This is a genomic window from Lysinibacillus sphaericus, from assembly GCF_000600105.1.
GTDB classification, from domain to species: domain Bacteria; phylum Bacillota; class Bacilli; order Bacillales_A; family Planococcaceae; genus Lysinibacillus; species Lysinibacillus sphaericus.
Map to the genome: position 1 here is coordinate 1,081,326 of NZ_CP006837.1, position 21,126 is coordinate 1,102,451.

At 38.0% G+C, this 21,126-nt stretch carries 24 protein-coding genes; all 24 read left to right on the forward strand.

Annotated elements, in window-relative coordinates:
* The first annotated feature begins 2 nt into the window (after positions 1–2).
* The 24 genes from fliM (at position 3) to frr (ending at position 20,910) form a co-directional block, all read left to right on the forward strand.
* Positions 3–998 (forward strand): flagellar motor switch protein FliM, encoded by a 996-nt coding sequence (gene fliM, locus T479_RS04945; RefSeq protein WP_024362025.1) that lies wholly within the window; start codon positions 3–5, stop codon positions 996–998.
* Positions 991–2,223 (forward strand): flagellar motor switch phosphatase FliY, encoded by a 1,233-nt coding sequence (fliY, locus tag T479_RS04950; protein WP_024362024.1) that lies wholly within the window; start codon positions 991–993, stop codon positions 2,221–2,223. The genes fliM and fliY overlap by 8 nt, the downstream gene beginning before the upstream one ends.
* Positions 2,224–2,244: 21 nt before the next feature.
* The gene (locus T479_RS04955) at positions 2,245–2,607 is read left to right on the forward strand and encodes a response regulator (protein ID WP_004269288.1); all 363 of its coding nucleotides are present in this window, start codon (positions 2,245–2,247) and stop codon (positions 2,605–2,607) included.
* Between the two features lie 10 nt (positions 2,608–2,617).
* Positions 2,618–3,289, forward strand: coding sequence for a flagellar biosynthetic protein FliO (locus T479_RS04960; protein ID WP_227665413.1), 672 nt, complete (start codon positions 2,618–2,620; stop codon positions 3,287–3,289).
* Complete coding sequence (gene fliP / locus T479_RS04965; protein ID WP_024362022.1) at positions 3,286–3,951, forward strand: flagellar type III secretion system pore protein FliP; 666 nt, start codon at positions 3,286–3,288, stop codon at positions 3,949–3,951. The genes T479_RS04960 and fliP overlap by 4 nt, the downstream gene beginning before the upstream one ends.
* 13 nt (positions 3,952–3,964) lie before the next feature.
* Positions 3,965–4,234, forward strand: coding sequence for a flagellar biosynthesis protein FliQ (gene fliQ, locus T479_RS04970; protein ID WP_024362021.1), 270 nt, complete (start codon positions 3,965–3,967; stop codon positions 4,232–4,234).
* Positions 4,235–4,238: 4 nt separating this feature from the next.
* On the forward strand, positions 4,239–5,015 hold the full coding sequence (gene fliR, locus T479_RS04975) for a flagellar biosynthetic protein FliR (protein ID WP_024362020.1): 777 nt from the start codon (positions 4,239–4,241) through the stop codon (positions 5,013–5,015).
* Position 5,016: 1 nt separating this feature from the next.
* A complete protein-coding gene (flhB, locus tag T479_RS04980; protein WP_024362019.1) occupies positions 5,017–6,105 on the forward strand; it encodes a flagellar biosynthesis protein FlhB in 1,089 nt (362 codons plus the stop codon).
* Between the two features lie 24 nt (positions 6,106–6,129).
* Positions 6,130–8,163: a flagellar biosynthesis protein FlhA gene (gene flhA, locus T479_RS04985; protein WP_024362018.1), complete on the forward strand. Its 2,034-nt coding sequence runs from the start codon at positions 6,130–6,132 to the stop codon at positions 8,161–8,163.
* Positions 8,160–9,356, forward strand: coding sequence for a flagellar biosynthesis GTPase FlhF (flhF, locus tag T479_RS04990; RefSeq protein ID WP_025218798.1), 1,197 nt, complete (start codon positions 8,160–8,162; stop codon positions 9,354–9,356). Before flhA ends, flhF begins: the two co-directional genes overlap by 4 nt.
* Positions 9,353–10,228, forward strand: coding sequence for a MinD/ParA family protein (locus T479_RS04995; RefSeq protein WP_024362016.1), 876 nt, complete (start codon positions 9,353–9,355; stop codon positions 10,226–10,228). The genes flhF and T479_RS04995 overlap by 4 nt, the downstream gene beginning before the upstream one ends.
* Positions 10,229–11,383 carry a protein-glutamate methylesterase/protein-glutamine glutaminase gene (locus T479_RS05000; protein WP_025218799.1) on the forward strand — a complete coding sequence of 385 codons (1,155 nt, stop codon included), beginning with the start codon at positions 10,229–10,231 and terminating at the stop codon, positions 11,381–11,383. It abuts the gene before it with no gap.
* Positions 11,384–11,399: 16 nt separating this feature from the next.
* Positions 11,400–13,466, forward strand: a complete 2,067-nt coding sequence (locus T479_RS05005) for a chemotaxis protein CheA (RefSeq protein WP_025218800.1) — start codon at positions 11,400–11,402, stop codon at positions 13,464–13,466.
* A 27-nt stretch (positions 13,467–13,493) separates the two neighbouring features.
* Complete coding sequence (locus T479_RS05010) at positions 13,494–13,940, forward strand: chemotaxis protein CheW (RefSeq protein ID WP_024362013.1); 447 nt, start codon at positions 13,494–13,496, stop codon at positions 13,938–13,940.
* Between the two features lie 10 nt (positions 13,941–13,950).
* Positions 13,951–14,583 (forward strand): chemotaxis protein CheC, encoded by a 633-nt coding sequence (locus T479_RS05015; protein ID WP_024362012.1) that lies wholly within the window; start codon positions 13,951–13,953, stop codon positions 14,581–14,583.
* 3 nt (positions 14,584–14,586) lie between these two features.
* Entirely contained in the window at positions 14,587–15,093 is a 507-nt protein-coding gene (locus tag T479_RS05020) for a chemotaxis protein CheD (protein WP_024362011.1), read from the forward strand.
* Complete coding sequence (locus tag T479_RS05025; RefSeq protein ID WP_024362010.1) at positions 15,093–15,464, forward strand: hypothetical protein; 372 nt, start codon at positions 15,093–15,095, stop codon at positions 15,462–15,464. The genes T479_RS05020 and T479_RS05025 overlap by 1 nt, the downstream gene beginning before the upstream one ends.
* Positions 15,465–15,829: 365 nt before the next feature.
* A complete protein-coding gene (locus T479_RS05030; protein ID WP_025218801.1) occupies positions 15,830–16,600 on the forward strand; it encodes a FliA/WhiG family RNA polymerase sigma factor in 771 nt (256 codons plus the stop codon).
* A gap of 31 nt (positions 16,601–16,631) precedes the next feature.
* Positions 16,632–16,940: a hypothetical protein gene (locus tag T479_RS05035; protein ID WP_024362008.1), complete on the forward strand. Its 309-nt coding sequence runs from the start codon at positions 16,632–16,634 to the stop codon at positions 16,938–16,940.
* 9 nt (positions 16,941–16,949) lie between these two features.
* Positions 16,950–17,525, forward strand: a complete 576-nt coding sequence (locus tag T479_RS05040) for a hypothetical protein (protein ID WP_025218802.1) — start codon at positions 16,950–16,952, stop codon at positions 17,523–17,525.
* Between the two features lie 157 nt (positions 17,526–17,682).
* The gene (gene rpsB, locus T479_RS05045) at positions 17,683–18,402 is read left to right on the forward strand and encodes a 30S ribosomal protein S2 (protein WP_024362006.1); all 720 of its coding nucleotides are present in this window, start codon (positions 17,683–17,685) and stop codon (positions 18,400–18,402) included.
* A gap of 101 nt (positions 18,403–18,503) precedes the next feature.
* Positions 18,504–19,391 carry a translation elongation factor Ts gene (gene tsf / locus T479_RS05050; RefSeq protein WP_025218803.1) on the forward strand — a complete coding sequence of 296 codons (888 nt, stop codon included), beginning with the start codon at positions 18,504–18,506 and terminating at the stop codon, positions 19,389–19,391.
* Between the two features lie 236 nt (positions 19,392–19,627).
* Positions 19,628–20,356, forward strand: coding sequence for a UMP kinase (gene pyrH / locus T479_RS05055; protein WP_024362004.1), 729 nt, complete (start codon positions 19,628–19,630; stop codon positions 20,354–20,356).
* Positions 20,353–20,910, forward strand: a complete 558-nt coding sequence (gene frr, locus T479_RS05060; protein WP_024362003.1) for a ribosome recycling factor — start codon at positions 20,353–20,355, stop codon at positions 20,908–20,910. The genes pyrH and frr overlap by 4 nt, the downstream gene beginning before the upstream one ends.
* Positions 20,911–21,126 lie beyond the last annotated feature (216 nt).

The window sequence follows — 21,126 nt, forward strand, 5'->3', positions numbered from 1 at the left end:
AAATGGCAGGAGATGTGTTATCCCAATCTGAGATAGATGCGCTACTATCCGCAATCTCGACCGGAGAAATGTCAGCGGATGACATTAAAAAAGAGGACGAGGGGCGAAAGGTTAAAGTTTATGACTTTAAGCGAGCGTTGCGCTTCTCAAAAGATCAAATCCGAAGTTTGACCCGAATACATGAGAATTTTGCACGACTACTGACTACCTTCTTTTCTGCACAGTTAAGAAGCTATGTACAAATTACAGTAGCATCAGTAGACCAAATACCCTTTGAAGAGTTTGTTCGTTCAATTCCGAATATGACGCTCATTAATGTGTTTGAAGTGCCACCACTTGATGGTAATATATTGATGGAAATAAACCCAAACATTGCTTATTCGATGTTAGATCGTTTAATGGGTGGTAGTGGAGCAAGTCATAGTAATGTTGATAACTTAACAGAAATTGAAACAAAAATTATGACAAATCTCTTTGAACGCTCATTCGACAATTTACGCGAAGCATGGGAAAATGTTGCTGAAATCGACCCGATTTTAGTAGAGCTTGAGGTAAATCCTCAGTTTTTACAAATGATTTCACCAAATGAAACGGTAGTCGTCATTTCATTAAATACGATTATTGGTGAGACAAGCGGTATGATTAATATTTGTATTCCGCATGTTGTTTTAGAGCCAATTGTACCAAATCTATCTGTTCGCTATTGGATGCAAACTAATACAAAAGAGATGTCACCAGAGCAAACAAAAATGCTTGAAACGCGTGTAAAACAAGCTCAATTGCCTCTTTCTGTTGAGTTAGGCATTAGCGACATCACCATTGAAGATTTCTTAATGATGCAAGTCGGTGATGTTATTCAATTAGAACAAAAAATTGATGATCCACTGCTGCTGAAAGTAGGTACATTACCTAAATTCACAGTACAACCTGGCAAACAGGGTAAAAAATTAGCAATCCAGATTATCGACCCTTTGAAAGGAGGAGACGAAGATGAGTGATGAAATGCTCTCCCAAGAAGAAATTGAAGCGTTATTAAGGGGCGAAACGTTGGACGATAGAATGAACGACAGCGAAGCTTCTACAAAAGAAGAACAAAATGAGGTAAGAGTAGAGGATTACCTTGATTCGTTTGCTCAAGATGCACTCGGTGAAGTCGGCAATATATCTTTTGGTAGTTCAGCTACTGCTCTTTCTGCGTTATTAGGACAAAAAGTAGACATTACTACCCCTAGTATTTCAATGATTAACCGTAATAAGTTAGAAGAGGAATTTCCTCATCCGTATGTAGCCGTACAGGTAGAATATACGATTGGTTTAACAGGTATGAATTTACTTGTTATTAAACAATCAGATGCTGCCATTATAGCCGATTTAATGTTAGGTGGGGACGGTTTAAACCCTAAGCCTGACCTAGGTGAAATTCAGCTAAGTGCAGTACAAGAAGCGATGAATCAAATGATGGGTTCTGCGGCAACATCCATGTCGACAGTATTCAACAAAAAGGTGGATATTTCACCACCGACAATCGATCTAATGAATATTTCTAAAAATGAAGGTCGAGACAATATACCGGAAGACGATTTACTAGTAAAAGTTTCATTCCGATTACGTATCGGTAATTTAATTGATTCGAACTTAATGCAATTATTGCCACTGAAGTTTAGTCAAAATATTGTCAAATCATTATTAGGTGAAACAGAGGCGATTGCAGAGCCAGTTGCAGCTACCATTGCACCGGAAGCGCCTATTGCGCCACCACCAGTTCAACATACACCGCCACCAGCACAGCAACCGGCATATCAACAACCGGCTGCACCAGTGCAACAGCCGATGTATCAAGAGCAACCACCAATGTATCAAGAACAACAACAAATTCAGATGCAACAAAGACCAGTTCAACCTGTAAATGTTCAGCAAGCACAGTTTGCTAGCTTTGATCCAAATGTAATCTCTCAATCTGAGGCTAGAAATTTAAATATGCTACTTGATATTCCATTGCAAGTTACTGTAGAGTTAGGACGTACGAAACGTTCTGTTAAAGAGATTTTAGAACTAGCTAGTGGATCGATTATAGAATTAGATAAATTAGCAGGGGAACCAGTTGATATTCTAGTAAATAGTCGTCTAATTGCCAAAGGCGAAGTGGTTGTTATTGACGAAAACTTCGGTGTCCGCATTACAGATGTTTTAAGTCAAGCAGAGCGTTTAAATAATTTAAGATAGTTTCAATTGGAGGAGTTAACCATGTCTAAAAGAATTTTGATTGTAGACGATGCTGCATTTATGCGCATGATGATCAAGGATATTTTATCCAAAAACGGATTTGAAGTTGTAGGGGAAGCTGCCGATGGTCTACAGGCTGTTGAAAAATACAACGAGTTAAAGCCAGATTTAGTAACAATGGATATTACAATGCCTGAAATGGATGGTATTGCGGCTCTTAAAGCGATTAAAGGTACTGATCCAAGCGCAACAGTAATTATGTGTTCAGCAATGGGACAACAAGCAATGGTAATCGATGCAATTCAAGCTGGCGCGAAAGACTTCATTGTTAAGCCTTTCCAAGCTGATCGTGTAATTGAAGCGATTCAAAAAGCACTAGGATGATTTCATGCAAATGTTAAAATCATTTCGTGTCACGATGATTTTCGCATTTCTTGTAACCTTCCTATTTGTGTATCCACCAACAGTTTCTGTTCATGCAGATACCGATACAAATAGTATTGAGTATTGTATGAAAAAACCAGAGGAATGTAAGGAAAATTCAGACCCAGCTGCGAAAGAAGATACAGTTGTTTCAGCAGCTGGAGATGTTTCTGCATGGGAATACATAAAAATGGTTTTGGCGCTTATTTTTGTTGTAGCTTTATTTTATGGGTTGATGAAGTTTTTAAATAAAAGAAATTTAACTTTTCAACGAAATCAAATGGTACAAAATTTAGGCGGTTTATCGTTAGGGGCACAAAAGTCTGTTCAACTGTTGCAAATAGGTAAAACGATTTATTTGGTTGGTGTCGGTGAAGATGTCCAACTGATTCGAGAAATTACCGATCCGCAAGAAGTTGAAGAGCTGTTAGCGCTCTATAACGAAAAACAGGAATTTGCGGCAACATCACCTTATATAGCAGAAGTAATTTCTAAGTTTAAGAGAAAAAATAAACAAAATTCATCAACAAGCACACAACAAGATTCGTTTGGTGAACTTTTTGAAAAAAAAATCTCTGAAATTAAACAGGAGCGTAGTGAAGAATTAGAGAGATGGAAGCAAAAGGAGAATGATGATAAATGAATGATATAGTCAATTATTTTTCCAACAGCGACCCAACCAATGTCTCAACTTCTATTAAGCTCCTTTTATTATTAACTGTATTGTCACTTGCCCCGAGCATTTTAATTTTAATGACATCATTTGCGCGGATTGTCATTGTGCTCTCATTTGTACGTACAGCGTTGGCGACACAACAAATGCCTCCTAATCAGGTTATTGTTGGACTTGCCTTATTTTTAACCTTCTTTATCATGGCTCCTACATTTCAAGAGGTCAATAAAGAGGCATTACAGCCACTATTTGCTGAAGAAATTGGGCTAGAAGAAGCATATGAGAAGGCAAGTGTGCCGTTTAAAGAGTTTATGAGTAAGCATACAAGGCAAAAAGATTTAGATCTGTTTTTACAATATAATAAGGCAGAAAAGCCAGCATCTGTAGAGGAAATTCCACTTACTATGCTCGTACCTGCTTTTGCACTCAGTGAAATTAAAACTGCTTTCCAAATTGGTTTTATGATATTTATTCCATTCCTTGTAATCGATATGATTGTCGCAAGTACATTAATGTCGATGGGGATGATGATGTTACCACCGGTTATGATTTCATTGCCGTTTAAGATTTTATTATTTGTACTCGTTGATGGCTGGTACCTCGTAATGAAATCATTACTACAAAGTTTTTAGGGGATGATACAGTATGACAGGTGAAATGGTTATTTCAATAGCAGAGCGTGCCATTATGATTATCCTTCTAACAAGCGGACCGCTATTATTAGTTGCTTTAATCTCTGGTTTAGCGGTAAGTATATTTCAAGCAACAACTTCGATTCAAGAGCAAACATTAGCATTCGTTCCAAAAATCGTCGCAGTATTAGTGGCCATCGTTTTCTTTGGTCCGTGGATGTTATCACAAGTTACGAGCTATGCGAGAGACATTTTTGAGAATTTAACGCGTTATATAGGGTGAGTACATGAATGAACTAGTCCCTCAAATAACGGTATTCTTATTAGTACTAGTGCGCGTAACTGCTTTTTTTGTTACGGTACCTTTCTTTTCATATAGGACGATTCCGCAGAAAGTACGAATTTCCCTCGCATTCGTTTTAGCTTGGATGATGTATTATACAATAGACGTAGAGCCATTTCTTTTTAATGGTGATTACATACTTTTAGTGATGAAAGAAGCTGTTATTGGATTATTATTAGGTCTAATAGGCTATATCATCATGTCGGCAATTCAAATTGCCGGAAGCTTTATCGATTTCCAAATGGGATTTGCCATTGCCAATATTATCGACCCACAAACAGGGGCGCAAAGTCCATTAATCGGTCAATTTTTCAATACATTGGCATTGCTGTTCTTATTGGCAATTGATGGCCATCATATGATTCTAGATGGAATTTTCTATAGTTATCAGTTTTTACCTATAGATCAGGGATTTCCTAATTTCGCGCAAGATGATTATATCCAGTTTGTCATGACAACCTTTACTGCTGTCTTTGCTATTGCGTTTCAAATGGCAGCACCTGTTGTAGCAACGTTATTTTTAGTGGATTTAGCACTTGGTATAACGGCAAAAACGGTGCCACAATTAAATATCTTTGTGGTTGGATTCCCAATTAAAATTGGTGTCAGTTTTTTAGTGCTCTTCACAATGATGGCGGTTATGATACAAGTCATTCAAAAGTTGATTACGATTATGATTTATGGAATGCGCGATTTAATGGCGATATTAGGTGGTGGATAAGATGTTGCTACTACTGGATTTAGATTTACAGTTTTTTGCAGGTGAAAAAACGGAAAAGGCGACACCTAAAAAACGACAAGATGCTAGAAAAAAAGGGCAGGTCGTTAAGAGTCAGGACATATCCAGTGCGATTGTGATGCTCATGGTGTTTATCTTTCTATTATTCTTTGCAGGATCATTGCGAGACGATCTGTTAGCTTTTTTTAGGCAAACATTTATCCATAACGTACGTGTAGAAACACTTACGATTGACAGTGTCATGCATCTATTTACCGAAACATTAGTACAAATGGCTTATGTCATTGTTCCAATAATGGCAATTGCGTTTGTAGGAGCCTTAGCAGGTAATTTTCTACAATTTGGTTTCTTATTCACATTAGAGCCGATGAAATTTGATTTAAAAAAGATGGATCCAATTAAAGGCTTAAAAAAAATCTTTTCTGTAAAAGCCATTGTTGAGCTTATAAAGTCAATCTTAAAGATTTCCTTTATTGGTGGAGTAACAACAATTATCATATGGTCAAATTTACATGAAGTTTTAGCACTATCATTTAAAAGTCCGTGGGTGACCCTTGTTACAGTTGGTAAACTTGTTGGCATTATGGGGATCGCGGCTTCTCTTGTGTTACTATGTGTATCCTTATTGGACTGGATGTATCAAAAACATGAGTATGAAAAAAATCTAAAAATGTCTAAGCAAGATATTAAAGATGAATATAAAAATAGTGAGGGTGACCCGCTGATTAAATCAAAAATCAAGCAACGTCAGCGTGAAATGGCAATGCGTCGAATGATGTCAGAAGTGCCAAATGCTGATGTCGTAATCACTAACCCAACTCACTATGCGATCGCTCTAAAGTATGATGAGGACAGTATGGATGCCCCTCGCGTAGTGGCGAAGGGGACAGACTTTGTTGCTCAAAAAATTAAACTGATTGCGAAAGAACATGATGTCATAATGGTAGAAAACAGACCATTAGCCAGAGCCATGTATGATCAGGTAGAAATAGGCGATTCAGTACCAGAACAATTTTTCAAAGCAATAGCAGAAGTACTCGCTTATGTTTATCGTATTAAGCGGAAAATTTAAAGCTTTTATGTAGGAGGGACACAAATGAAGGTTCGCGATATAGGGGTTTTAGGTGCGGTTATTTTAATCGTTGCGATGCTCATCATCCCTCTTCCTCCGTGGATGCTAAGTTTCTTAATCGTCATTAATATTACGTTAGGATTAATAGTACTTTTAACAGCAATGAGTATGAAGGAAGCGTTAGATTTCTCTATTTTCCCTTCCGTTATTCTTCTGTTAACCCTGTTTCGACTTGGCTTAAGTGTTTCCACAACGCGTGCAATTTTAGCAAATGGAGATGCTGGATCAGTTGTTGAAACCTTCGGGGATTTCGTAGTTGGCGGGAATGTTCTCGTAGGTTTAGTAGTGTTTTTAATTCTTGTATTGATTCAGTTTATCGTTATTACAAAAGGGGCGGAACGTGTTGCAGAAGTAGCTGCTCGTTTCACACTCGATGCGATGCCCGGTAAACAAATGAGTATTGATGCTGATTTAAACGCAGGTGTAATATCTGAGCGAGAAGCACGTGAACGACGTGACAAAGTATCGGGAGAAGCGGATTTCTACGGAGCGATGGATGGTGCTACGAAATTCGTAAAAGGGGATGCAATTGCCTCCATGGTGATGGTAATTATCAACTTATTATTTGGTATTATTATTGGTGTTGTGCAAATGGGCTTACCATTTGCGGAAGCAGCAACCCATTTCTCAAAGCTAACGGTTGGTGATGGTATTGTATCACAAATCCCTGCACTTCTTATTTCAACAGCAACAGGGATTGTAGTAACACGCGCATCCTCTAAAGGAAGTCTAGGAGAAGATATTACAGGACAACTATTCGCTCAAGCAAAGCTTCTTTATGTTGCTGGGGGTACTATTATTTTACTTGGTTTATTCACGCCAATTCCTAACTGGGTAACGTTACCAATTGGTATTTCACTTGTTGCAGGTGCTTACATGATGGAACGTAAGAAACCAGAGGATGAGGAAGAATTACTTGAAATTGAGGAAGAAGTGGCAACAGACGGCATGAAGAGCCCTGAAAATGTTGTGAATTTATTAAATGTGGACCCAATTGAATTTGAATTTGGCTATGGCTTAATTCCACTAGTAGATGCAGCCCAAGGTGGGGACTTATTAGATCGCGTTATCATGATTCGACGCCAACTAGCATTGGAACTAGGGATTGTTATTCCAGTTGTTCGTATTCGTGATAATATTCAACTTCAGCCAAATGAATACCGCATAAAAATTAAAGGTAATGAAATGGCTCGTGGGGAGCTTCTACTCGATCATTATTTAGCGATGAGCCCAGGAGATGATGATTCAATCGAGGGTATTGATACTGTTGAACCGTCATTTGGTCTTCCTGCTAAATGGATTACTGAGCAAGTGAAAGAGGACGCTGAGATGTCTGGTTATACGGTTGTTGATCCACCAAGTGTTGTGTCAACACACTTAACAGAAATGATTCGAGCAAATGCGCATGAATTATTAGGACGTCAGGAAACGAAACAATTAATTGACCATTTACGTGAAACACATCCAATTTTAGTCGAAGAATTAACACCCACACCATTATCTACTGGAGAAATCCAAAAAGTATTGGGCAAGCTTCTTCGAGAAAATGTTTCTGTCCGTAACTTGCCGATTATTTTCGAAACATTAGCAGACTATGCAAAACTAACAAGTGATACCGATATATTAACAGAGTATGTGCGTCAGTCATTAGCTCGTCAAATTACCTCTCAATATGTAGGAGACAGCTCATCATTGAAAGTCATTACTGTATCGGGTAAAGTAGAGAAAATGATTGCAGATAGCATTCAGCAAACGGATCACGGCAATTATTTAGCAATGGATCCTCAAGATTCTCAAACGGTGCTAGAGACCATTGCATCAGAGGTAGAGCGTGTGTCATTTATGGAACAATCTGCTATTATTTTGTGCTCTCCGGCAGTTCGTATGTATTTACGTCAGCTGACAGAACGCTATTTCCCGCAGATTCCGGTACTATCTTATAATGAACTTGATGCTTCTATTGAAATTCAAAGTGTTGGGGTGGTGAATGTTGAATGAAAATGAAAAAATATTATGCATCTTCCATACCAGAAGCAATGAAGCTTGTGCGTGCTGATTTAGGCGACGACGCTGTCATTTTGAATTCAAAAGTAGTCGTAACAAAGAAACTTTTTGGGCTTGTTAAAAAGAAGAGCTTTGAGGTTGTTGCAGGGATTGACACGATGGAGCCAAGCAATACGGCTCCAACACCTGCAAGTATGCCTATGATTCCTGTTAAAAAAGAAAATGCTAGTTTACTAGAGATTACAAATGCTGTGCAAGCTAAAATTCAACATGCTCAGCCTACGCAAGAAATAACTTTGCAAGATGAGTCAGGTATGTCTGAAGAACTGAGGAAGGAAATTGCAGATTTAAAATCGTTAATGCAATCAATGCACAAGAAGGCTACCCAAGCTCAATATCCCGATGAACTCTTATCCTTCATTGAATACTTAAGACAGCAAGAGCTAAATGAGGAGCTCATCACAACGATCGGTGATGAGCTTTTTGTGCATTTCAAAGAAGCTTCAGAAATCAATTTTTCACAATGCAAGCTAATTACAAAAAACTTGCTGCGTAAAAAACTAGAAGGTTTGCCGATTGGTGGCCTATCCTATGAACGTAAATATATTAATGTGCTAGGACCAACGGGTGTCGGCAAGACAACGACAATTGCTAAAATGGCAGCTCGAGCGGTTCTAGAGAAAAAGAAAAAAATAGGCTTTATTACTACTGATACATACCGAATTGCTGCCATTGAGCAGTTAAAAACGTATGCCGGCCTATTACAAGCACCTGTTGAAATTGCTTATAATTCGACAGATTACGAGCAAGCTGTGCAACGATTGTCCCATTTAGATTTAGTCTTTATCGATACTGCTGGCCGCAATTATAAGGAAGCAAAATATGTAGACGATCTACAACGCCTTATTAAGTTTGATAATCAAGCTGAATCCTTTCTAGTACTTGCTATGACGGCAAAAGAAAAGGATATGACCAATATTATTGAGCAATTTAAAAGTGTGCCAATTGAAAAATTTATTTTTACGAAGATTGATGAAACAAATTCTATTGGCACAATGATTAATTTAATGATTAAATATAATAAAGGACTTGCTTACTATACCAATGGTCAAGAAGTACCAGAAGATATTGAAGAAGCTGATTTAGAAGCAGTGCTTAATATGTTTTTCCAAGGTGAAGAAAAATGAGAGATCAAGCAGAAACATTACGCTTGAAAATGCTGAAGCGGCAAGGTGAATTAGGTAAAACAATTGCCGTTGTAAGCGGTAAGGGTGGAGTTGGTAAGAGTAACTTTTCAATGAACTTTGCAATTAATTTAGCGAGTAAGGACAAAAAAGTAGCAATTGTAGATATGGATATTGGGATGGGGAATATCAATATATTAATTGGAAAAAATGTTTCTTATAGTTTAAAAGATTACTTAGAAGGAAATAAATCACTAGATGAGGTAATATTTGAAGGGCCACATGGTTTACAATGTATTGCTGGTGGCTCTGGCATGTCGAGTGTGCTGGAATGGTCGGAGGCAATGTTTGAAAGACTGATTCATGCTTTTGAACAACTCCAAAAAAACTTCGACTATATTCTATTTGATATGGGAGCTGGCGCGACAAAATGGTCATTAGAGTTATTAACATCTATTGATGAAATTATAGTGATTACAACAGCTGAACCAACCTCTATTACAGATGCTTATTCGATGATGAAATATATTCATGTTCGCGATATGGATAAGCAATTTTATTTACTTTGTAATCGTGCTTTTTCTAAAGAAGAAGGGATCGAAACGATTGAACGTTTAAAGCTTACGATGAAACGATTTCTAGACAAAGAGGTTATAGTATTAGGCTCCTTACCTGAGGACCCTGTTGTACGTAATGCTGTGCGCGAGCAAGTACCATTTTCAATCGCATATCCAGAAGCACTTATTTCTAAAACACTTCAACTGATAGTGGCTCGGTTTATGGAACAACGTATGGAGGAAGTGCATGCACATGAACAGTCAGCAAGTAAATTCTTATCTAAACTTAGAAGTATTTTTTCGAAAGGGCGTGATTAATTGGACTTTGTACATAAAAGCAAGCTTTTAGTCGTTGATGATTCTGCTTTTATGAGAAAGCTAATTAGTGACTTTTTTGTTGGAAACTCGAGGGTTGAAGTAGTTGGAACAGCACGAAATGGAAAAGATGCGATTAAGAAAATCCAAACATTAAAACCAACAGTCGTGACAATGGATATTGAAATGCCTGAAATGAATGGACTCGATGCATTAAATGAGATTATGACAATTTGTCCAGTGCCTGTCGTCATGCTTTCGAGTACAACCCAGCGAGGGGCTGAAAATGCACTAACTGCAATCGAGTATGGAGCGGTTGATTTTGTTGCGAAACCTAGCGGAACAATTTCTCTTGATTTACATAAAATCCAATCTGAGCTTGTCCATAAAGTTGAACAAGCTTCGTTGGTACCTATTTCTAAATTGAAAAAACCATCAATTAGCAAAAGACAACAAGAACCAATTGTATCGCCTACTTCAATAAGAAAAGAATTGTCGAAGGAACGTAAAGCTACCCCTCCAGTCAATGTGAACGCAACAGGTACGAATGTCACTAAGGGACATATTGAATGGAGTAAAGTTAGTAAAAAAATTGTGTTGATTGGGACATCTACTGGTGGACCGCGTGCACTACAAGAAGTAATTACTAAAATTCCGAAAACAATTCAAGCGCCAATTCTTATTGTTCAACATATGCCAGCGGGCTTTACAAAATCGCTGGCTTCCCGCTTAGACCAATTGAGCGAGATTACGGTAAAAGAAGCAGAGCAAGGCGATATTTTACAAAATGGCGTGGCCTATATCGCCCCAGGAGGATACCATTTAAGGTTAAGAAAAGTTGGTACCTCATTTGGCATCGTTTTAGATAATCACGAACCACCACGTTCTGGTCATCGCCCATCTGTAGATGTGATGTTTGAAGATGTAAGTCAATTTAAAGATTTTGATAAGGTAGCAGTCATTATGACGGGTATGGGCTATGACGGTTCGAAGGGACTGAAAGCATTAAAAAATACCGGAAATGTAGTTGCTATTGCAGAGTCAGCAGAAACTTGCATAGTGTATGGTATGCCGAAAGCTGCGGTGGAAACGCAGCTTGTCGATGAAGTCGCTGATGTAGATGATATTGCACAAACAATTATGAAATATTTGCCTTAAAAGGGGTGTCCTCTTAATGGAAGTCAATCAATATTTAGAGATGTTTATCGAAGAAAGTAAAGAGCATTTACAAGCTTGTAGTGAGCATTTATTAGAACTAGAAAAAAACCCAGATGATTTGGCTATCGTAGGAGAAATTTTCCGTTCGGCTCATACATTAAAAGGTATGTCAGCGACTATGGGCTTCGAAGACTTAGCAGATTTAACGCATAAAATGGAAAATGTCCTAGATGCAATTCGAAATGAAAAAATTCATGTGTCACCAGAAATTTTAGATATTGTATTTGAATCTGTGGATCATTTAGAAGAAATGGTAATGGATATTGCTAATGGCGGAGACGGTAAAAGAGATGTTTCTTCCACTGTCGCACAGTTAAAGCGCATTGAATCTGGTGAGGAAGCTCTTCCAGAAGTAGTAGCTACTGTAGCTACACCTGAAGTACCAAGCGTACTAGAATATGATAGCTTCGAGCAAACAGTTATAACGCAATCTGCGGAACAAGGATTTAATGCTTTTGAAATTTCAGTAAGACTGCGTGAAGATTGTCTATTAAAAGCAGCACGTGTATTTATGGTATTCGAGATTCTTGAAAAAGATGGTGATGTTATTAAATCAACGCCATCTGTTGAGAAGCTTGAAGATGAACAATTCGATCAACAATTTTATGTAGCGTTCGTAACAAAAGAATCAGCAGAAGATATGCAGAAGAAGTTAATGAAGGTTTCTGAAGTTGATGAAGTAAGTGTTGCAAAGATTAATCAAGAGCAATTCAGTGAAAAACAATATGAAGCAAATAAAGAGGTAGCCGCTACAGCAACGGCTACAGCAACAACGCCAGTAGAGGTAGTAGATACACCAGTTGAAGCTCCGGCTAAGCCTGCACCAGCAAAATCAACACCTGCCAAAGCAGATAAAAGTCATGCACCTGTAGGAAACAAAACGATTCGCGTAAATATCGAACGTCTGGATATTTTAATGAATCTATTTGAGGAGCTTGTGATTGATCGTGGACGTTTACAATCCATTGCAACTGAAGTGAATCATGGGGAGTTAAACGAAACTGTTGAACGAATGAGCCGTGTTATGGGTGACCTACAAACGATTATTTTAACAATGCGAATGGTCCCTGTGGAAACTGTATTCAACCGCTTCCCTAAAATGATTCGTCAGCTATCTCGTGATCTTAATAAGAAAATAAACCTTGAGATTATTGGCGCAGAAACAGAGCTTGATCGAACAGTAATCGATGAAATTGGAGACCCACTCGTTCACTTAATCCGTAACTCTGTCGATCATGGCATTGAAAACCCTACTGCACGCCGTGCAAAAGGAAAGCCAGAAGAAGGCACAGTGGTGTTACGTGCTTATCACAGTGGTAACTATGTCTTTATTGAAATTGAAGATGATGGGGCTGGCATTAATCGTGAAAAGGTGTTGGCAAAAGCGATTTCAAAAGGAGTTGTTACGCGTGAACAATCTCTTGCTATGTCAGACAATCAAATTAATGAGCTTATTTTAGCTTCTGGTTTCTCAACGGCAGATGTTATTTCAGATGTATCAGGTCGTGGTGTAGGGCTAGACGTTGTCAAAACAACGATTGAATCGTTAGGTGGTAACATTTCGATTGAATCTACACAAGATGTAGGCTCTATTTTCTCCATTCAATTGCCGTTAACATTATCTATTATTTCGGTAATGCTTGTGGAAATAGAAAAAGAAATTTATGCGATACCACTATCATCAATTATTGAAACATCGATTATCCGTTCATCAGATATTATGAATGCACATAACCAAAAGGTGATTGACTTCCGTGGTAAAGTGGTTCCACTTGTATTCTTAGAAGAAATCTTCGAAGTACCTCGTAAAGAGCTACAAGATGATGAATTCCATTCAGTAGTAATTGTTCGTAAAGGCGAGAAACTTGCTGGTTTAGTTGTCGATTCATTCATTGGCCAACAAGAAATTGTACTGAAATCATTAGGAAACTACTTAACGAATATCTTTGCAATTTCAGGTGCAACAATTTTAGGTAATGGTAAAGTAGCCCTAATTGTGGATTGCAATGCACTTATAAAATAAGGTGAATGAATAAGAGAGGTGTTTACTATGACAAATGCAGTTGAACAAGAAAATATTAAAGTAATTGTCTTCCAATTAGCAGATAAGGAATATGCGATTCCAGTATCACACGTCCAAGGTATCGAGAAACTGATGCATATTACACGTGTACCTAAAACAGAGAAATATGTAAAAGGTGTCATCAATTTACGAGGTGTCGTAACACCAATTATTGATTTACGCGAACGTTTTGAATTACCAATCTCTGAGCACGAAGAAACGACTCGTATTATCATTATCTCTTTAGAAGACATGGAAGTAGGCTTTGTTGTAGATTCAGCGAACGATGTGTTGGATATTCCAGCAAGCTCAATCGAACCTCAACCAGAGGTAGTAGGATCTCTTGAAGAAGAGTTTATTTCTGGCGTAGCCAAAATAGGTAAACGATTATTAATATTATTACATTTAGAGAAAGTATTAAATCCACTAAAGTAGGGATTCGATTATGACACTTAATCAAAAGATTACATCACTACATTTAGACGTATTAAAGGAAATTGGAAATATTGGAGCTGCCCATGCTGCAACAGCTCTTTCCAATTTACTTGGTAAAAAAATCGATATGCGTGTCCCGAAGGTTGAAATGGTGTCGTTTAATGACATGATGGAGCTTGCTGGTGGTTCTGAAAACGTTGTAGTTGGGATTTTTTTACGCATTGAGGGAGATGCTGAAGGAAGCATGTTTTTCATACTTCCGATTGAACAAGCTAATCGCTTTATCCGACGTCTAATACAGGATGAATCATTCGACTTTAAAAACCCACCTGTTTCGGAGTTAGGTTTATCTGCCATGCAGGAAATGGGGAATATTTTATCTGGTTCATATTTATCCGCGTTATCAGATTTTACAAATTTAAAAATTTATCCAACTGTGCCTGGTCTAAGTGTAGATATGTTTGGTGCTATTATTAGTATTGGCTTAATTGAATTATCGCATGTGAGTGATAATGTCATCGTAATTAATACATCCATTTTTGAAGACGGTGTGGAGGATCATGAAACAGTTAGGGGACATTTCTTCTTACTGCCTGATCCAGATTCTTTTGATGCTATTTTTAAAGCATTGGGAGTTTCATAGCCTATGCTTAACAACAATAATAATGGACAAGTAATAAAAGTTGGAATTGCTCAAATGGATGTAGCGAAATTTCCGAACACGATTAGAACTTCAGGACTTGGTTCTTGTGTAGGCGTTATTTTATACGATGAGTCAAAGAAAATAGCTGGTTTAATACATGTCATGCTACCAGATTCAAGTTTAGGTAGAGCAGAGTCAATAAATGTAGCGAAATTTGCAGATACGGGCATTTCAGCTATGATTGATTTATTAAAGCTAGAGGGTGTTCAAAAATTTAAACTGAAGGCAAAAATTGCGGGGGGTGCGCAAATGTTTCAATTTACGTCCGACAAAGATTCAATGCGCATCGGTCCTCGTAATGTGGAGGCTGTAAAGTTTGAATTAAAACGTCATGGAATTCCTTTAGTAGCCGAAAATACGGGCGGTAATAGCGGTCGAACAATTGAATTTAACCCTGCTACGTCGATGTTACATATTCGAACGGTTAACCAAGGAGTGAGTGAAATATAATGTTTGGTTCTATTTTTTATAACCTATGGGGGGCATTGATTGCCTTTTCCCTTTATTTCTTTATGACACTGCAACAGCCCTATACACCATTACGTATTATCATCGGTTCATTTGTAGCAGCAATTATCGTATTTTTTGTCATGTATATCGTAAGGTTTTTAATTGCGTATGTGTTATTTACACCAACTGCCGACCCGTCGGAAGATGACAGTGGACTAGAAGAAAATAGTGCTTCTGTCGTCGATGAGAAGGGGAAAGAAACTTCTACGACAAATTCAACGGTTGAGTTTCAAGATGAAAGCACAGAAGATATTGCACAAGCCGTTCGAACGATGATGCATCGTGAAGATGAACAACAAGTAAATGCATAAGCCAGAACACTTTAAACTGCCTCTAATGTTAGCTGTCGACTAATTATTGGAGGCAGTTTTCTTCTGCCTAAAATAGAACAGCTATTAATAATAGAATAGTGTTAGAGAATCATATGAAATTATAGTCGAATGTTGTTATAATAAAAGGAAAGAATGGCATAGGTTTGTATCTAAATCTGTCAGTCATTGTAAGCAAAATACTCAATATGTGATAAGTGAGTCTCTTTTTGATAGACATGTGTATGTTTTTTAATTTTCAAGCGTACAGCGTTAACAAAGCGACAGAACTATTGGCGCCTTGGAGCATTTGAGAGGAAAGCGCAAAAAGTCCGTGCAAACAGGCGCAAAGTAGAGAGGTGGATTTTATGACACAACTAATTCTAAACGATGAACAAAAGCTGTGGAATCGATGGGTGAATGAACGTGATCCTGATGCGGGTGATTTATTAATAAAAAAATATACTTCTCTTGTGACTTACCATGTGCAGCGAATTGGTGCAGGTTTACCTAAGAGCGTATCGCGTGACGATTTAACAAGCTTAGGCATGCTAGGTCTATTTGATGCTTTAAATAAATTTGATATAAATCGAGACTTAAAGTTTGATACATATGCTTCTTTTAGGGTGAGAGGCGCTATAATCGATGGCTTGCGTAAAGAGGATTGGCTACCTCGTTCTGCACGAGAAAAGGCCAAAAAGATGGATGCCAAGATTGAACAATTAGAACAACAGTTAATGCGCCATGTGACGCCTGAGGAGCTTGCTCAGCATATGGAGTTACCTGTGGAAGACGTATACCAAACGGTGCAGGAGCATTTCTTCTCAAATGTACTCTCCATCAATGAGCAACAAGATCAGGAAGAAGCAGAGGGGAAGTCCTTTGTAATCCGTGATGATACGACAAAGACTCCAGAGCAAGTCGTAATAAAATCGGAGTTACTCGATGATTTAGCGGTAAATATACAAAAGCTTAATGATAAAGAGCAGCTCGTACTGAGTTTATTTTATACAGAAGAGTTGACACTAACTGAAATAGGTGAAATGCTCGAATTGTCAACATCACGTATTTCTCAAATTCACTCAAAAGCATTATTTAAGTTGCGAAAGCTATTGTCCAATGAAATGATTAATGTATAGTATCTAACGGATTGTTGAGGGAGGAATTTTAATGAGTTTAAAAGGTGTCGAATTACAAATAGCTATTCCAAAAACGTTTGAAGCGGGTAAAATGGCAGATCAGGCACAACAACAAACTTTAGCTCAACAAGTACATGCAAATGAAGCGTTAAAAAAGGAATTAGAGCGCAAGCAAAAAGCTGTAAATACTTCAGAAGGTATGACGGAGATTAGCGAAGAGGAAGAAGCGGGTGGCGAGTATATAAAAGGAACGCGTAAAAAGAAAAAGAACCATAACGAAAAACCAGAAAAACAGGCTCAGCATCCGTTCAAAGGTAATTTCGTGGACTTTAGTGGATAGGAGTTTACTATGACAACCATATTAATTGCTGTTCTCTTTGTTTTGCAGCTACTATCATTTTATTTCATTATTATATTAAATACGAAATTAGCGAAATTCAAAGATTTAGAAGTAAAGCAGGAACGCTTAATGCGAGAAATGGATGATACGATTAGCCTCTATTTAGCTGAAATGAAGGATGAAAATAATCGTCTAATTCAAGCGTTGCAAGTGGTACCAAAACCTACTATGACACCTGATACTGGACAACAGGCACAACCAATAGCTGTGCCTAAAAGTCAAGGACAGCCTTTGTCACAAACCGATGGTGAGAAGAAGGCAGTGACTGTTAATAGTGAGCCACGTATTTTAATGCCGAAAAATATCGTAGCGAATGCCTATTCTCGTCAACAACAGGGAGGAACGACGGCTGTGCAAACGGCTGCGCCAAAGGTTGATAGTTTACCAAAAGAAGAATCAAAGCCGTTAACGATGGAACAACAAATTGTTCAAATGGCTGAGCAGGGAAAAACTGCTGAAGAAATTGCGAAAAAGCTGCAAAAAGGAAAGACAGAAATCGAGCTTTTATTGAAATTTCATAGCTAAAACAGTTGCGAATGCCATAAAGCTGTGATATAGTAGCAAATGGTGTTATTACTACACACGCATTTTGATGCAGTAAGTGGTGCTCTAAGATTAGGGTAGCTTGTTGCAAGTGATAAATGCGGAGGAAAAAAACCAAACATTCTAGGAGGAAATTCACATGTCAGTAATTTCTATGAAACAATTACTTGAAGCTGGTGTACATTTCGGTCACCAAACTCGTCGTTGGAACCCAAAAATGAAGAAATTTATCTTCGTTGAGCGTAACGGGATCTACATCATCGACTTACAAAAAACTGTTAAAAAATTAGAGGAAGCTTATGACTTCATGCGTCAAGTTGGTCAAGACGGTGGTAAAGTTCTTTTCGTTGGTACGAAAAAACAAGCACAAGAAGCGATCAAAGACGAAGCTGAACGTTCAGGCAACTACTATATCAACCAACGTTGGTTAGGTGGTACTCTTACTAACTTCGGTACAATTCAAAAACGTGTTGCACGTATGAAAGCTATCGAAAAAATGGAAGAAGAAGGAACTTTTGAAGTTCTACCTAAAAAAGAAGTAATCCAACTTAAAAAAGAACACGAACGTCTAGTTAAATTCTTAGGCGGTATCCGTGATATGCACGATCTTCCAGACGTTATGTTCGTGGTTGACCCACGCAAAGAACGTATCGCTGTTGCTGAAGCTCGTAAATTAAACATCCCTCTAGTAGGTATTGTTGATACTAACTGTGATCCAGATGAAATCGACTATGTTATCCCTGCTAATGACGATGCTATTCGCGCTGTTAAACTTTTAACTGCTAAAATGGCTGACGCTTTAATCGAGTCAAAACAAGGTGAAGAAGAAGCTCCAGCTACTGAAGCTGCTGCTGAGTAATTCACGTTTACAAAAAGGTGATAAGTGGCTCAGAACCCTTATCACCTTTTTTAGAACCTACCACTATAAATAGTTTAACCAATTTGAGGAGGCAACACTAAATGGCAAACATTACTGCACAATTAGTAAAAGAATTACGCGAAAAAACTGGCGCTGGTATGATGGATTGTAAAAAAGCGTTAGTACAAACTGATGGTGATTTAGAAGCTGCAATCGATTTCCTACGTGAAAAAGGTCTTTCTTCAGCTGCTAAAAAAGCTGACCGTATCGCTGCAGAAGGTACAACTTATATTTTAGAAAAAGGTAACGAAGCAATTATTCTTGAAGTAAACGCTGAAACTGACTTCGTTGCGAAAAACGATAAATTCCAAGTATTAGTTTCTTCTTTAGCTGAGCAATTACTTGCTGCTAAACCAGCATCAGTAGAAGCTGCAGTAGAGCTTGAAAATGCAGAAGGCGTAAAAATCGCTGACCAAATTTCAACAGCTGTAGCAACTATCGGTGAAAAAATTACACTTCGTCGTTTTGAAGTAAAAACAAAAACTGATGCAGATGCTTTCGGTTCTTACCTACACATGGGTGGCCGTATTGGTGTATTAGTATCTTTAGAAGGTTCTACAGATGCTGCTGCTGCTAAAGATATCGCTATGCATATCGCAGCGATTAACCCAACTTACGTTTCTCGTGAAGAAGTTTCTGCTGAAGAAGTTGACCGTGAGCGTAAAGTGTTAACTGAACAAGCACTTAACGAAGGTAAACCAGAAAACATCGTTGCAAAAATGGTTGAAGGTCGTCTTGGTAAATACTTCGAAGACGTATGCTTACTTGACCAATCATTCGTTAAAAATTCAGATCAAAAAGTTCGCGATTTCGTTGCTTCAACTGGCGGTAATGTAACTGGTTTTGTACGCTACGCTGTTGGTGAAGGTATCGAAAAACGCGAAGATAACTTTGCTGAAGAAGTAATGAACCAAGTTAAAGGTAACTAATTTGTAGACTAGTTCAGTTGATGGATTGGCTTGCATTTGATCCTAATCAAATAATAACTAGATTTTCTAGACAAAAATGGGGAACACAACATAACGTGTTCCCTATTTTTCCGAGATGAGCTAAAAAAGGATAGAATTTTCTATTACCATTATTCACAACTAGCAATTATTGTTAGATATACTATAATGGAAAAGGAAAAGAAAAGTTTTAAATAAATGTCTGACGGAGGTTTACAATGAGTGTGCCACAATATAAACGAGTAGTTATTAAACTAAGTGGTGAAGCGTTAGCAGGAGAGGCTGGCTTCGGTTTATCACCAAAAATTATCAAGTCTGTTGCTGAAGAAGTGAAGGAAGTAGTAGATCTTGATGTAGAAGTTGCTGTAGTTGTAGGTGGCGGTAATATATGGCGTGGAAAAATCGGTAGTGAAATGGGCATGGATCGTGCAGCAGCTGACTATATGGGTATGCTAGCAACGGTTATGAATTCATTAGCATTACAAGATGCTCTTGAAAAATTAGGTATCGAAACACGCGTGCAATCTTCTATTGTGATGACACAAGTAGCAGAGCCATATATTCGTCGTAAAGCAGTTCGTCATTTAGAGAAAAAACGCGTAGTTATTTTTGCTGCAGGTACAGGTAACCCGTTCTTCTCTACAGATACAACAGCTGCATTACGTGCAGCGGAAATTGACGCAGATGCGATTTTAATGGCGAAAAATAATGTAGATGGTGTCTATTCTGCAGATCCAAAGGTCGATACTACTGCTATCAAATATGATACACTCACATACTTAGACGTTATTCAGCAAGGGTTACAAGTAATGGATTCAACTGCTTCAACTTTATGTATGGATAACGATATTCCGTTAATTGTCTTCTCAATTACGGAGCAAGGTAATATTAAACGTGCCGTACTGGGCGAGAAAATTGGAACTGTTGTTAGGAGGAATGCACAATGACTAAACAAGTATTAGACCAAGCGAAAGAAAAAATGAACAAATCAATTGCTGCTTTTTCACGTGAATTAGCATCGATCCGAGCAGGCCGTGCAAACGCATCTCTACTAGACCGTATTTCTGTAGAGTACTATGGTGCGCCAACACCAATCAATCAACTTGCAGGTGTTGCAGTACCAGAAGCTCGTTTACTCGTGATTACACCTTATGATAAATCCATTTTAGGTGAAATTGAAAAAGCGATTATGAAGTCAGATATCGGTATTACACCGACAAATGATGGTTCTGTTATTCGTTTAATGATTCCAGCGTTAACAGAAGAACGTCGTAAAGACCTTGTAAAACAAGTGAAAAAAGAAGCTGAAGATGCAAAAATCGCAGTACGTAATGTTCGTCGTGATGCTAATGATGATCTTAAAAAACTTGAAAAAGCAGGCGAAATCACAGAAGACGATTTACGTGGATACGGTGACGATATTCAAAAATTAACAGATGAGTTCATCGTGAAAGTAGACCAAGTAGCGAAAGAAAAAGAAAAAGAAATTCTAGAAGTGTAAGCAGGCGCTTTGCATTTCTATGATGGAACTTTTTGATGAGATGAAGGCGTCCTATACATAACAGGACGTCTTTTCTCTTTTATTGTAAAAGTATTCATTTCTTATCGGTGTTACAATTTTCACCTGCTATCTACGAGCCGTAATGGTTAACTCGTTTACACGTAGTATACGAATTACATTGTTCTGGCTTACTAGCAGTTGCTGAATGTAGCAAGA